The sequence below is a fragment of the Halovulum sp. GXIMD14793 genome (assembly GCF_054457435.1).
This window is the reverse complement of the sequence record NZ_JBTLNE010000025.1, coordinates 1-14,131: the sequence shown is the minus strand read 5'-3', so window position 1 is coordinate 14,131 and position 14,131 is coordinate 1. Positions and strand designations below refer to the sequence as shown.

Annotated in this window: 12 protein-coding genes; 9 read left to right on the top strand and 3 right to left on the bottom strand. The window is 61.8% G+C overall.

Annotated features, from left to right (window positions below; all coding sequences use genetic code 11):
* Positions 1 to 104: 104 nt before the first annotated feature.
* Positions 105 to 1,283, bottom strand: a complete 1,179-nt coding sequence (gene metK / locus ACW9UQ_RS08920) for a methionine adenosyltransferase (RefSeq protein WP_458930669.1) — start codon at positions 1,281 to 1,283, stop codon at positions 105 to 107.
* A gap of 142 nt (positions 1,284 to 1,425) precedes the next feature.
* On the opposite strand from metK, the gene ACW9UQ_RS08915 reads away from it, so the two are divergent.
* On the top strand, positions 1,426 to 2,604 hold the full coding sequence (locus ACW9UQ_RS08915; RefSeq protein ID WP_458930668.1) for a pyridoxal phosphate-dependent aminotransferase: 1,179 nt from the start codon (positions 1,426 to 1,428) through the stop codon (positions 2,602 to 2,604).
* On the opposite strand, the gene ACW9UQ_RS08910 is transcribed toward ACW9UQ_RS08915, so the two are convergent.
* Both ACW9UQ_RS08910 and ACW9UQ_RS08905 read right to left on the bottom strand, forming a co-directional pair.
* The gene (locus tag ACW9UQ_RS08910) at positions 2,591 to 5,203 is read right to left on the bottom strand and encodes a glycosyltransferase (protein ID WP_458930667.1); all 2,613 of its coding nucleotides are present in this window, start codon (positions 5,201 to 5,203) and stop codon (positions 2,591 to 2,593) included. The two genes, ACW9UQ_RS08915 and ACW9UQ_RS08910, sit on opposite strands and share 14 nt — an antisense overlap.
* Positions 5,200 to 6,555, bottom strand: coding sequence for a DUF6212 domain-containing protein (locus tag ACW9UQ_RS08905; protein ID WP_458930666.1), 1,356 nt, complete (start codon positions 6,553 to 6,555; stop codon positions 5,200 to 5,202). Before ACW9UQ_RS08905 ends, ACW9UQ_RS08910 begins: the two co-directional genes overlap by 4 nt.
* Positions 6,556 to 6,684: 129 nt before the next feature.
* Here ACW9UQ_RS08905 and ACW9UQ_RS08900 point away from each other — a divergent pair, with 129 nt between their 5' ends.
* From ACW9UQ_RS08900 to aptA, 8 genes are all read left to right on the top strand, one after another.
* Positions 6,685 to 8,853, top strand: a complete 2,169-nt coding sequence (locus ACW9UQ_RS08900) for a heavy metal translocating P-type ATPase (RefSeq protein WP_458930665.1) — start codon at positions 6,685 to 6,687, stop codon at positions 8,851 to 8,853.
* Positions 8,850 to 9,242: a Cu(I)-responsive transcriptional regulator gene (cueR, locus tag ACW9UQ_RS08895; RefSeq protein WP_458930664.1), complete on the top strand. Its 393-nt coding sequence runs from the start codon at positions 8,850 to 8,852 to the stop codon at positions 9,240 to 9,242. The genes ACW9UQ_RS08900 and cueR overlap by 4 nt, the downstream gene beginning before the upstream one ends.
* Before the next feature lie 79 nt (positions 9,243 to 9,321).
* On the top strand, positions 9,322 to 9,711 hold the full coding sequence (gene pcaC, locus ACW9UQ_RS08890; protein ID WP_458930663.1) for a 4-carboxymuconolactone decarboxylase: 390 nt from the start codon (positions 9,322 to 9,324) through the stop codon (positions 9,709 to 9,711).
* Positions 9,698 to 10,426: a protocatechuate 3,4-dioxygenase subunit beta gene (gene pcaH / locus ACW9UQ_RS08885; RefSeq protein ID WP_458930662.1), complete on the top strand. Its 729-nt coding sequence runs from the start codon at positions 9,698 to 9,700 to the stop codon at positions 10,424 to 10,426. Before pcaC ends, pcaH begins: the two co-directional genes overlap by 14 nt.
* On the top strand, positions 10,426 to 11,043 hold the full coding sequence (gene pcaG / locus ACW9UQ_RS08880; RefSeq protein WP_458930661.1) for a protocatechuate 3,4-dioxygenase subunit alpha: 618 nt from the start codon (positions 10,426 to 10,428) through the stop codon (positions 11,041 to 11,043). Before pcaH ends, pcaG begins: the two co-directional genes overlap by 1 nt.
* Positions 11,044 to 11,880, top strand: a complete 837-nt coding sequence (locus tag ACW9UQ_RS08875) for a beta-keto acid cleavage family enzyme (RefSeq protein WP_458930660.1) — start codon at positions 11,044 to 11,046, stop codon at positions 11,878 to 11,880.
* A complete protein-coding gene (locus ACW9UQ_RS08870) occupies positions 11,870 to 12,625 on the top strand; it encodes a phosphatase PAP2 family protein (RefSeq protein ID WP_458930659.1) in 756 nt (251 codons plus the stop codon). The genes ACW9UQ_RS08875 and ACW9UQ_RS08870 overlap by 11 nt, the downstream gene beginning before the upstream one ends.
* A gap of 69 nt (positions 12,626 to 12,694) precedes the next feature.
* A complete protein-coding gene (gene aptA / locus ACW9UQ_RS08865; RefSeq protein ID WP_458930658.1) occupies positions 12,695 to 14,017 on the top strand; it encodes an omega-aminotransferase AptA in 1,323 nt (440 codons plus the stop codon).
* Positions 14,018 to 14,131: the final 114 nt, after the last annotated feature.

Genomic DNA, 14,131 nt, shown 5'->3' with positions numbered 1-14,131 from the left:
ACGCATAACAGCCGGAAAATAGCCCGTCAGAAACAACTAGTCGCTAGACAATTCAAAAGCCGGGGCGACCCAAGCCGCCCCGGCTTACTGCATAATTCAAGACTTCAGATGGCCGCTTTCAGCGCATCGACCAGATCCGTGCGTTCCCAGGAAAATCCGCCATCTGCCTCGGGCTGGCGGCCAAAATGGCCATAAGCCGCGGTCCGCTGGTAGATCGGTTTGTTCAGGCCCAACTGCGTGCGAATGCCCCGGGGGGTCAGGCTCATGACCTGACGCACGGCATCTTCGATCTTGGTCGGGTCCACCTCGGCCGTGCCATGGGCATCGACATAGATCGACAGCGGCTCGGGCACGCCAATGGCGTAGGACAGCTGCAGGGTGCAGCGCTCCGCCAGACCGGCAGCAACGATGTTCTTGGCCAGATACCGCGCCGCATAAGCGGCAGAGCGGTCAACCTTGGTCGGATCCTTGCCCGAGAACGCGCCGCCGCCATGCGGGGCCGCACCGCCATAGGTGTCCACAATGATCTTGCGTCCGGTCAGACCGGCATCGCCATCCGGCCCACCGATCACGAAACGTCCCGTCGGGTTAACGTGCCAAACGGTGTTGGCATCCACCCAGCCTTCGGGCAGTTCGGACATGATGTAAGGCGTCACCAGGTCACACACATCATCGGAGGTCATGTCGCCGTCCAGATGCTGGGTCGACAGAACAATCGTGTCCACCCGCACCGGTTTGCCGTCGCGATATTCAATGGTCAGCTGCGATTTGGCGTCAGGGCCCAGCTGCGCGGCTTCGCCGGAATGGCGAACCTCGGCCAGACGTTTCAGGATCTTGTGAGAATACAGGATCGGGGCCGGCATCAATTCCGGCGTTTCGGTGGTGGCGTAGCCGAACATAATGCCCTGATCGCCCGCGCCCTCATCCTTGTTGGCAGCGGCATCGACGCCCTGCGCGATATCCGCACTTTGCTCATGCACATAGCAGTCGATAGAGCATGTATCGTGATGAAAACCCTTTTGGCGATAGCCGATCTGCTTGATCACCTTACGGGCAGTGTCGATCATTTCGTCCTGCGATACAGCATTGTCATCGCTGACCTTAACCTCGCCCATCATCACCACCTTGTTGGTGGTTGCCGCGGTCTCAACCGCGACCCGGGCCTCGGGTTCTTTTGACAGCAACAGGTCAATGACAGCATCCGAGATCTGGTCACAGACCTTATCCGGATGGCCTTCGGAAACGGATTCAGAGGTAAAGAAATAGTCTTTTCGAGCGCTCATGATGGTCGTGCCTTTCGGGCTTCTCTTCCAGTAGCTTGTCGTTAGCGACCCAGCCCCTTCATAGCAAGAACAGAGTCGTGCGATGCTTGCTATCTGGTGAAAGCCACCGAACCACGTTACCTACAGTGGCGGAGGTGTTGCCATGATCGAACTTGCAGACCGGATGCACCGGATCGGACCGTCGGCCACGGCCGTTGCCATGGCCCGCGCGGCAGATGCGAAAGCCGCAGGCCATCCGGTGATTTCGCTGACGACAGGTGAGCCGGATTTCGACACGCCTCCCCATATTCAGGAGGCCGCAATCCAAGCGATGCGGGATGGCCAGACAAGATACACTGCTATTGATGGCACGCCAGAACTGAAGGACGCGATACGTGCCAAGTTCGCCCGGGAAAACGGGTTGGCGTATGCCGCTGACGAAGTCATCGCCTCGACCGGGGCCAAACAGGTGATCTTCAATGCTTTGATGGCGCTGATTGGTGCCGGGGATGAGGTGATTATCCCGACCCCGGCCTGGGTGTCCTATGTCGATATTGTACGGCTGGCGGGCGGCACACCGGTTATCCTGTCCTGCGGGCCCGAAACTGGGTTCCGTCCCGACGCGGCGGCCATCGCGGCTTTGATCACACCACGAACCAAGGCTTTGATGCTGAACGCCCCCAGCAACCCCACTGGCGCGATGCTGGACAAGACCGCCCTCAAAGCAATCGGCGAAGTCCTGGCCCCGCACAACATCCTCACCATCTGCGACGATATCTACGAACATCTGCGGTATGACGGGCGCGATTTTCACACGCTGGCGCAGGTTTGCCCGGAGCTGGCGGATCGGGTGCTGACGGTCAATGGCGTCTCGAAGGCTTATGCAATGACCGGCTGGCGATTGGGGTATGCGGGCGGGCCGCGCGATCTGATCCAGGCAATGAAAACCCTGCAATCGCAGTCCACAACCAACCCCAATGCCATTGCCCAGGCCGCCAGCGCCGCCGCGCTGAACGGCGGGCTGGAAACCGTGGTGGGGATGCGCGCCGCCTTTGAGCGGCGACGGAACATGCTTTGCGACCGCCTGTCAGGTATACCCGGCTTACAGGTTCACCGGCCCGAGGGGGCATTTTATCTGTTCATCGGTATCGAACAGCTTCTGGGCGGTAATATCGCGGATGAAGACACGTTCGTTGCAGCCCTGCTGGACAAGGCCAATCTGGGCGTGGTCGGCGGCGCGGGCTTTGGCCTGTCCCCCTATTTCCGCATTTCCTTCGCCGCAGCGGATGAGGAACTGAGCACCGCCGCGAACCGGCTGGAGGCCTTTGTCACCTCGCTTTGATGCTGCCAATCGCATCCATCAGGCGCTGCGCGTTCTGCGCCCAGATATCCTGATCCGGCGGGGCTTTGCGGGCCATGCGTTTCAGTCGCGCCCGGTCCTGTTCTAGATGCCTTAGCAGATGTTCCATCGCCGGAACCGCCTCTGTTTCATCCACAACAAAGCCGCTGGTACCGTGGTCAATCGCTTCGCTGACAGCACCGACATCCGTACAGATCGGCACCACACCGGCGCGCTGCGCCTCAAGGATTGTCAGGGGCAGACCTTCGTTACGGGATGGCATCAACAACACATCGATACGGTCATAGGCAGCTTCCAACTCGGGCCGGTCATAGGCGGCGGGATATTGGGCAATCCAGTCGGGGATGTCGGGTACGTCACGATCGGCGACAACAGGGCGTCCGGTGATCTGAAACGCCATATTGGCGTCGCGGCATCGAGTAGCGATATCAAGGAACCGGTCCAGACCCTTTTGCCGATCCATCCGGCCCAGAAAGCCGACGCGAAGCGGCGCAGCGGTATCACGGGCCTGCCGGTCTGCACGTCCCGCAGCCAATCGGTCGGCATCACAAACAAAACCCGGGCCATTTGGCAGCGTCACCAGCTTTTCCGCCGCCACACCTTCGGCCCGCAACCAGTCGGCAAGACGATATGAACAGGTCAGGACGCGGTCATAGCTGGCCTCATAGGCCAGCGCCAGATAAGGGGTGCCGTAGGACCGGCCATATGTCTCTGTTTCAAGCAGATGCTCCCATGTCAGCGTGCGAATGCCCCGCCGCCGCAACTGGTCCAGCCCGTGGTTCAGGACAGAGCAACCGGAATTGACAACCGCGTCCATGCCGCAGAGCGGACCAACGATGGCCGCCATCAACTCGTCCGAGGGGCGATCCGCCAGCTTGGTGCCCAGATAGGCTGGGCCATTCCACGACCGAAGCGCCGCATGACGCACTATATGGACCGATGCAAAAGCCTCTCGCAGCCAGGGTGTCGCGGCACAATCCTGATCGCCATAGACAAACAGATGCGCGTCCACATCAAGGCTGCGCAGCGCGGTTGCCATGGCGATCATGCATTTCTCAATCCCGCCGAATTGCAGATGCGCGGCCACAAAACCAATCTGCGGGCGGTCCCGCTGTACCGCCAGATAGGGCGCATTGCCCGCCAGATTGCGCCGCAGAATCAGGCCCAGATCATGCGGCCCCAACATTTCGGGCGGCGTGCGCCAGCCAGACAGAGCCGCCGGGTCGCAGCCTGCAAAAGGTGCCGCTTCCACCGCTGCCAGCAACTGGATCAGTCCCTCGGTCACTGCGCCGGACGCCGCGCCATCCGGGCGGCTGACCGTGACATCCTGCGGGCGCAAATCGCGCAGCAGATGGTCCAGCTTCGCCTCCTGCCCCTGTTTGGTCACGACCCCTGACAGATGCGAGGTGCTGAGCACCAGCATTTGCGCCGGGGCGATCTGGTTCAGAAACCACGCCACCCGGTAGTCCCGCCCCTCGACCCTGTTGGTGGTCTGATCCCAGACCGGCTCGCGATTATGCCACCCGGGCTGTGTCAGTCGGATCGACAGGGTATTCGCAGAGTTGCCAGTGAAGGTGGCCGTCGTCGCAGGCGCTGTTTCCAGCCCATTGATCATGTGACACAAAAAACCCGGTGCCAGACATGTATCGCGCAGCAGCTCCAGACCGTCTACACCGCTCAGCAACCAATAGGGCGCAGTGCGGCGGCGAGGCCCGTCGGCGGCAAACGCATAAAGCTCCTCGATCAGATCGGCGGGCTCTGCCACCTCAAGGCAGCCGACGTCTCTCATCCGGAACGCCGTGCCGCCCGGCCCGATCACATTGATCAGAGGCCCCTCTGCCAGGGCATGGCGCAACACCTTGTCCTTATCATAGAGCCAGCGGTGGCGGGATTTGACCACATTGCGCAACACGGCATCACTTTGATGCGCCCCGGCCAGCATGCTGCCGGGCCGTTTGCGGTAGCGAAAGAAAGCCTCATAGATCGGGTGACCGCGAAATCCGGCGGCGCAGGCCTGCAACCAGAATTCCCAATCCTCATAGCCATGCCGCATGGTTTCATCAAACCGAACCCCGGCCTCGAAAACCCGGCAGCGCACCAGTGATCCGGCCTCGCAATAATTCCCTTCCGCCAGCCGGGCGACCGAGAACGGGCCGCCGGTATGCTGGGCCAGAGGCAATCCGAACATATCGAATTTCGGATAGAACCAATCCGCCTCGGGCTCGGTTTCCAGCAGCTGCGCCATAAGGCCCAACGCATGCGGGTCCAGCAGGTTGTCGGAGTCCAGAAAGAACACCGCCTCAAGCCCCGGCCAGCGCTGCCGCGCAAACGCAACGCCAGCATTGCGCGCGCCAGACAGGCCCCGGTTGGGCTGATGCAGCGCGAAAACACGGCCGGGATGGCGCAAAGTCAGACCGTCCAACACCGCCTGAGTTTCGGGCTGCGGGCAACCATCATTCACCGCAACCACGACAAAAGGCGGTGCAGCATCCTGGGTCAGGGCACTGCTGATAGCCTCGGCCGCGAAGGCCCCCTGGCGATAGGTCGGCACGATCACGGCGATACGGGGCGCGTCGCTCACGCGGTGTCTCCGGAATTGGTGATGCGGAAGTCGCGGAACAACGCCCAGGCGTTCTGATTGCTGGGATGCCCTTCCATCGAGGTGGCCATGAACAGGTCATAAGACCCGCTGATCGGCTGCGCTGGCATCGCCTCGCACATGCCCCATTCGCCGGGACGCAGCACCTGCCAGGGGCCCAGATATTCCAGCGCCTGCTCAGAATTGCTGACCACACCGGCGGGCGCGGCCCCGATGGCAAAGGCGATGGTGTCGCAATCCTGCCGGGCGCTCTGGATCGACGCCGCCAGCCGGACCAACCGTGTCGCTGCCAGGTTCTGTGCCACCGCGACCACCGGGAAATGCACACTGGGATGCACCAGAAAAGCGTTTTCCTTGCCCCAGTATTCGCACGCGAAATAGTCCGCTGCGTCCGCCTCGATGATCATATCCGGGGCAGCGGGCAGCAACTCTGCCGGGGTCAGGTCATAGGCGGTGAATAGCCGTGGTCTGGGATCCAGCGGCGGGGCGGTTCGGGGCGGATGGGTTTCGGGCAGTTGCGCACCGGGCAGCCCCTTGAAAACGCGCAGGGCGAGCGGCCCGGCCTGTTCAACGGTATCGCGGCGCGAACGATACCGCGCCACCGGGCTGGGCAAGGCTGTGGTCAGGCTGACCGCCGCACTGGTTGTGATCGTTGCCACCACATCCTGCGGAAACCCTTTCAGGGCGCGCGGCAGATGAAAGCGCGCCCAGCCGCGATAATCTTCGGCCAGCTCCAATTCCACCGGATCAGCCAGCGGCCCGCCAGAGGGGCGGGCAATGGTCAGGGTCAGCACCGGCGCCTCGGGCCCGACCTCAACTACCGAGATATCCAGCGCGGCAAACGCGACAGAGGACACTGGCAGCGCCTGCGTCAGGGATTGGCCCGGCTCCAGACGCAAGGCCTCCTCCGTCGGGTGCCAGTGATGCGCCAGCACATATTTTGGGGCCAATGCGTCATAGACGAAATCCTCGAACCGGGTGAACCGGGTCTGCATGGCTGCGTGCTCTCGCCTGAGGCTGGCCAGCGCTGTACGCAGATCGGCAGCCTCCGCATGACGTGTCACTGCCGCGTCGGCCAGCAATGTCAGCAGCGCCGCTGACGGGTCCTCTGCTGCCTGAACGCATGGACAGTGCAGGGTTTCGACCAGCCGCCGCAACCGGTCGTCCGCAAGGCTGGTATCGGTCAGCAGAAAACCCAATGGCAGCTCCGTTGCCGCCAGATGCCCGGGCGAAGTTTCGGTCAGCCCATCGGCCCAGTCGGACAGCGCCATGATGCGCACACCGGACAAGCCCTCCGCCAGAGCGTCATCGGCAACAACAAAGGTTTCGCGCATCCGGCAACTCCCCCGGGGATGATCCTGCGCTTTTGTGCCAGAGATGACCGCGCTTTGGCAATCCGCGCTGCACCCCTTGACCTTCCAGTTACTGGAACCACTATCTCCAGCCATAAGAAAGGCCCCCTTATGACAGTCACAGGTATGCACCCACCAACATCCCGGATCACCCTACCGGTCAGCGGCATGCACTGCGCCTCCTGCGCAGGACGGGTGGAGGCCGCGCTGGGCGCTGTGCCCGGCGTTGCCGATGCCAGCGTGAACCTTGCGCTTGAGACGGCTGCGATCACCTTCGACCCAGCACGGGTCAGCCCGGATAATCTGGTCAACACCGTTACCGAGGCCGGGTTCGAAAGCCGCCTGCCCGAAGACACCACCCCGGCGGACAAAGATCACGCGGACGGGCTGACCGAACTGATCCTTGCCGCAGCGCTGACCCTGCCCCTGCTGGCACAAATGGTCGCGATGTGGCTGGGTTTGGGCTGGCATCTGCCGCCCTGGGCCGAACTGGCGCTGGCCGCGCCGGTGCAATTCATCATCGGACGACAGTTCTATATCCGCGCCTGGGCCGCGCTGAAGGCGCGGACCGGCACCATGGATCATCTTGTGGTCATGGGCACCTCTGCCGCGTTTTTCTATTCGCTCTGGGTGCTGCTGCGCGACGGGGCCGCAGCAACAGGGCATCTCTATTTTGAGGCATCCGCCGTCGTGATCACGCTGGTGCTGGCGGGCAAGTTTCTTGAGGCCCGCGCCAAGACCAGCGCAGCGGCAGCGCTGCGCACGTTGCTGGCGCTGCGGCCCGAAAGCGCGCAGGTGCTGCGCGACGGGCAGGAAATTACCCTGCCCGCGTCTGACATTCTGATGGGCGACACCGTGATTTTGCGCCCGGGCGAGCGCCTTGCCGTGGATGGTGTGGTTTTGGACGGCGATAGCGAGCTGGACGAAAGCCTTGTGACCGGCGAACCTCTGCCGGTTCTGCGCCGCCCCGGCGACCCAGTGATCGCTGGGGCGATCAACGGCACAGGCCGCATTCTGGTCCGGGCCGAGCGGATCGGCGCGGATACGACACTCGCGCGCATCGCCCAAATGGTCGCCGACGCGCAAACAGGCAAAGCCCCCGTTCAACGGCTGATCGACCGGATCAGCGCCGTGTTTGTTCCGGTGGTGCTGGGCATCGCGGCGCTGACGCTATTGGGCTGGATCCTTGCCGGAGCAGGGTTTGAGCCTGCGCTGGTCGCCGCCATTTCCGTTCTGGTCATCGCCTGCCCCTGTGCGCTTGGCCTTGCCACACCAACCGCCCTGGTCGCCGGAACAGGGGCAGCAGCCAAGGCCGGTATCCTGATCAAGGATATCGACACGCTGGAGCGGGCGGGCCGTATTGATCTTGTGGTGTTCGACAAGACCGGCACCCTGACCGAGGGCAAACCGACTGTGACCGATATTCTGGCCTTCAACGGCACGAACGAGGCTTTGCTGGCAACCGCCGCAGCCGTTCAAATCGGGTCAGAACACCCTTTGGGTAAGGCAATTGTGCAAGCGGCAGAGGCCCGCAACCGAGCGCTGCCTGATGCCGCCGATATCCATGCACGTGTCGGGGCCGGGATCGAAGGCAGGGTTGACGACGAACAGGTTCGGATTGGCACCCATGACTTCGCCGCACCGGATGCGGACGAAGCATCCGCCGCAGCCCTGACGGAACAAGGGAAAACAGTGGTCTGGGTCGCACGCTCAGGCACCGCGCTTGGCCTGATTGCCTTGACCGATCAGCCGCGACCGGATGCAAAGGCGGCCATCCAAAGCCTCAAGGCGCGTGGCATCCGAACCGTTCTGCTGACGGGCGATGCAGAAAGCACCGCCAGCGAAATCGGCGAGAAACTTGGTCTGGATGAGGTCTGCGCCCGCATGAGGCCTGAAGACAAAGCCACCGCCATTCAGGCGTTTGCCGCCGCAGGTGCCAAAACGGCCATGATCGGCGACGGGATCAACGATGCCCCGGCCCTGGCAGCGGCCGATCTGGGCATCGCCATGGGCAGCGGCACAGATGTTGCCCTGCAGACCGCCGGTGTCACGCTGATGCGGCCCCGGCCCTCACTGGTTGCCGCCACGCTGGATATCGCCCGCGCGACGGCTGCAAAAATCCGGCAAAACCTGTTCTGGGCCTTTGCCTATAACGTGGTGCTGATCCCCGTCGCCGCCCTTGGCTATCTGTCGCCAATGCTGGCCGGGCTGGCCATGGCGTTGTCCTCCGTCTCGGTCGTCAGCAACTCTCTGCTGCTGAAACGCTGGAGGCCGTCGTGAACATCGCCCAAGCCGCCAAGGCCGCAGACCTGCCCCCAAAGACCATCCGCTATTACGAGCAGATCGGCCTGATCGCACCCGACCGCCGCGCCAATGGGTATCGGGACTTTTCGGAACAGGCTGTCAGCCGCCTGATCTTCATCTCTCGCGCCCGCTCGCTCGGCTTCAGTATCGAAGATTGCCGGACCCTGCTGGCCCTTTACGATGACCGCGCGCGGGCCTCGTCCGAGGTCAAGGCCGTAGCGAACCGGCATCTGGACACGATTGACCAGAAAGTCACGGAGTTGCTGGCGATGAAAGCGACCCTGTCAGAGCTTGTCCAACGCTGCCAGGGCGATGACCGCCCGGATTGTCCGATCCTGCAGGGCCTGTCCGGGGACACAACCTAAGCCCCGCGTGCAAACTGTCTGGCTGACAAGACCCGCAAAGCTCTGTAGAAATATCAGCACCATACGCGGGGAGGACCGGTTGTCCGAAACATATGAAAAAGGCATGGCGATCCGCCGCAAGGTGCTGGGGGATGCGCATGTGGATCGGGCGGAAGCCTCCAGAACCGATTTTGACGACGCGTTCCAGACCCTGATCACCGAAGGGGCGTGGGGCTCTGTCTGGTCGCGGCCACACTTCACAATGCGCGAACGGTCCATCGTGACGATGTCGCTGCTGGCCGCACTTGGGAATTTCGAAGAACTGGCCATGCACACCCGTGCAACCGTCAATACCGGTGCCAGTCAGGAAGACCTGATTGAAGCGATGCTACATGTCGCGATCTATGCTGGCGTGCCACGGGCCAATCATGCCATCAAGATCATCAAGCAAACCTACGCAGAGATGGAGGCAGCGGATGACCAGTTCTGACCGGTTTATGACCCGCAACCTGACGCGGCACCCACCCGCCTATGCGCCGGGTTACAAAACCTCGGTCGCGCGGGCACCGCATCTGCCAAAACTGTCGATGCCCTCCACCCTGTCCGAGGTGGCAGGCCCGGTCTTTGGTCACACCGTTCTTGGCCCGCAGGACAATGACCTGATCGTCAATTTCGCCCAACCGGGCGAGGCTGCCATCGGTCCGCGCCTGATTGTGCATGGCCGGGTGCAGGATGAAAACGGACACGGGGTTGCCGGGGCCCTGATCGAGGTCTGGCAAGCCAATGCCGGCGGGCGCTATCGGCACCGCAATGACAGCTATCTTGCACCGCTGGACCCCAATTTCGGCGGCTGCGGGCGCTGCGTTACGGATGCGGAGGGGAATTATCACTTTCGCACAGTACGGCCCGGCCCCTATCCTTGGCCAAACGGGCCAAACGACTGGCGCCCGGCGCATATTCATTTCTCGGTCTTCGGGGACGGGTTTGCGCAGCGGCTGATTACCCAGATGTATTTCGAGGGCGACCCACTGGTTCCGCTCTGCCCCATTGTGCGCACCATTCCTAACAACGACGCGATTGACCAGCTGACGGCCAAGCTGGACATGGGCGCGACTGTGCCAATGGATGCGCAGGCCTACCGCTTTGACATCGTGCTGCGCGGGCGTCGCCAGACCATGTTCGAAAACCGGGCGGAGGGGGCGTGATGTTCAACCAACCCAGATACCTGCCCGAAAGCCCCTCGCAGACCGCCGGACCCTATGTTCATATCGGCTGCACGCCGAATTTCGCCGGGATAGACGGGGTGTATCCCGGTGATCTGGGCGCAACCATGATCACCGGCGATGTGCAGGGACAGCGCATCACCCTGACGGGCCGGGTAATTGACGGGACCGGCACGCCGCTGCGCGACGCAATGGTGGAGATCTGGCAGGCGGATGCGAACGGGTTTCACAATGCGCCCGCAGAAACACGCGGCACGCCGGATCCGCATTTCACCGGGTTTGGCCGCTGTCCGGCAGATGCCAAGACCGGCGAGTATCGCTTTGAAACCGTCAAGCCGGGCAAGGTGCCTTTCCCCGATGGTCAGGATCAGGCTCCGCATATCACCCTGTGGATCGTGGCACGCGGCATCAATCTGGGCCTGCACACCCGGTGCTATTTCAGCGATGAAGAGGCCGCAAATGCCGATGATCCGCTGCTAAACCGCATTGAGCTGACGGCGCGGCGCAAAACCCTGATCGCACAGGCCCAGGGCGATGGGGTTTACAGTTTCGATATTCATCTGCAGGGTCCGAACGAAACGGTTTTTCTGGATATCTGAATGTCTGATCCCTGTATCATCTGCGTTGCCATCACCGGCTCTGTCCCGCGCAAGGCAGACAATCCGGCGGTGCCCACAACCATCACCGAACAAATCGAAAGCACGCAGGTGGCATTCGAGGCCGGGGCCTCAATCGCGCATTGCCATGTGCGCAACGATGACGAAACCCCGACTTCGGACCCGGATCGATTCGCGCAACTGATGGAGGGGCTTAAAACCCACTGCCCCGGCATGATCATCCAGTTGTCAACGGGGGGGCGCTCTGGTGCCGGGCAAGAGCGTGGCGGGATGCTGTCTCTGCGGCCCGATATGGCCTCGCTGACCGTCGGCTCTAACAACTTCCCGACCCGCGTCTATGAAAACCCGCCCGATCTGGTCGATTGGCTGGCAGCGGAAATGCACAAATATGATGTGCGGCCCGAGATCGAGGCGTTTGACCTGTCGCATCTATTCCAGACCCGCAAAATGCTGGATGACGGGCGGCTGACCGGCCCGCTGCATGTGCAGTTCGTTATGGGGGTCAAGAACGCGATGCCTGTGGATCGCGATGTGTTTGATTTCTACGTCCAGACCACCAAACGCCTGCTGCCCGATGCGACATGGTGCGGCGCGGGCGTCGGCCCGGGGCAAATCGTTTTGAACGAATGGTGTATCGCCGCCGGGGGCCATGTGCGCACCGGGTTGGAGGATAACATCCGCCTTGACCGCGCCACACTGGCCCCGTCAAACGCAGCGCTGGTCCAGCGCGCGGCGGATCTGTGCGAAAAACATGCGCGCCCCGTGGCAACGGCTGCGCAGGCCCGCCGGATGCTTGGACTTGCCGCACATGCCGCCTGACGACCGTTTTATGTCTCACCTGACGCTGTTTTTTGGCGCGCTGTTCGGCTGTTCGGTGCTGTTTCTGGCCGCCCCGCAGATCGACCTCGCCGTGTCTGGCCTGTTCTATGAACCGGGCAAAAGCTTTCCACTGAACCGCAATCCGGTGATGCAGGGGCTACGGCACGTTTTTCAGATCAGCTACAGCCTGATCATCCTGATATCGCTGGTCTTGCTGATCGCCAGCCTATGGAAAGCCCGCGCACCGCATCTGCCCGGCCGGTTTCATGTTTGGGTATTGGGCTCTTTTGCCATTGGCGCAGGGGCCATCGTCAATCTGGTCCTGAAATCGCACTGGGGCCGCGCCCGCCCTGCGTTGGTTGAGCCGTTTGGCGGGCCTATGGAATTCACGCCCCCCCTGTTGATGACAGACCAATGCCCCCGCAACTGCGCCTTTTCCTCGGGCGAGGGGGCGGCGATCACGGTTGCCACGATTGTGCTGGCGATACTGTTCATGACCGGGCGGGATCGGGGGTGGCGGCAGATCATCCTTGGCATAGCCATAGCCGGCGGCACAATTGGCGCGGGCCTTCGGATCATCATGGGACGGCATTTCCTGTCCGACACGCTGTTTTCCGCACTGATCTGCGGGCTGGTCTGTCTGGTACTGTATCGGGCGCTGCGATTGGCTGACGTGCGGGACGGTATCACCTGGCGCAATCTTGTTCAGGATATCAAAGCGCTGCGGCCCTTACCAAAGACTTAAGAGTTTTCTTGACGTCAATTTCAATAAGCATAGCATACTGCAATCTAACCCTTTGCAGGAGTGGCGGCGATGTCCCAACGCAGCGTACCGAATGACCTGAATGCCTTTTGGATGCCGTTTACGGCCAACCGGCAGTTCAAAAAGCAACCTCGCCTGATCGTCGGCGCGAAGGACATGCATTACACCACTGCCGATGGGCGTCAGGTGATGGATGGTGCCGCCGGCCTGTGGTGCTGCAATGCCGGCCATTGCCGGCCCAAGATCACCGAAGCCGTGCAGGAACAGGTTGCAACACTTGACTATGCCTCTGCCTTTCAGATGGGTCATCCCAAGGCATTCGAACTGGCTAACCGACTGACTGACCTGGCACCGGAGCCTTTTGAACACGCGTTCTTTGTCAATTCCGGGTCAGAAGCGGTCGACACTGCTTTGAAGCTTGCCCTAGCGTATCATCAGGCCAAAGGAAACGGCACACGTACCCGCCTGATCGGACGCGAGCGGGGCTATCACGGTGTCGGTTTTGGCGGAATTTCGGTTGGTGGGATCGTCACCAATCGCCGCAGCTTTGGCACCCTGCTGACGGGCGTCGATCACCTGCCACATACCCATGACCCCAAGCGTAACGCCTTTAGCCGCGGCTTGCCGGAACACGGTATGGAGTTCGCCGATGAACTGGAGCGGATCGTGGCATTGCACGATGCCTCGACCATCGCGGCGGTGATCGTGGAACCGGTGGCCGGGTCCACCGGCGTTCTGATCCCGCCCAAGGGCTATCTGAAACGCCTGCGCGAGATTTGCACCAAACACGGCATCCTGTTGATCTTTGACGAGGTGATCACCGGTTTCGGCCGCATCGGCGCGCCGTTTGCAGCGGAATATTTCGATGTCATGCCTGATATGATCACCTGCGCGAAGGGCCTGACCAACGGCGTGATCCCAATGGGGGCCGTTCTGTGTACCAAAGAGATTCACGACGCCTTCATGCAGGGTCCGGAGCACATGATCGAGCTGTTCCACGGCTACACCTATTCCGGCAATCCGGTTGCGTCAGCCGCTGGTCTGGCAACGCTGGAAACCTATGCCGAAGAGGGTCTTTTGACCCGCGCGGATGAGATGTCGGAATACTGGGCCGATGCGGTGCATTCGCTGAAGGATCATCCGCATGTCATCGACACCCGAAACCTGGGCCTGATCGGCGCGGTTGAACTGCAACCCATCGAAGGCCAGCCCACCAAGCGCGCCTTCACCGCCTTCCTGAACGCCTATGAAAAAGGCGTAATGATCCGCACCACCGGCGACACCATTGCGCTAAGCCCACCGCTGATCATCAGCAAGGATCAGATCGACACACTGATCGGAACACTGTCGGACGTGCTGAAGTCGCTGGACTAGGCGGCGTCTGCATTTAGGGGATTCCCAAATCATCTTTCGTTTGATTCAAGATCAAAAACGGGAGGCGATCTTGAGCAGACGGACTTTGACAGACAGGCAGTCACTGCCCGGCAG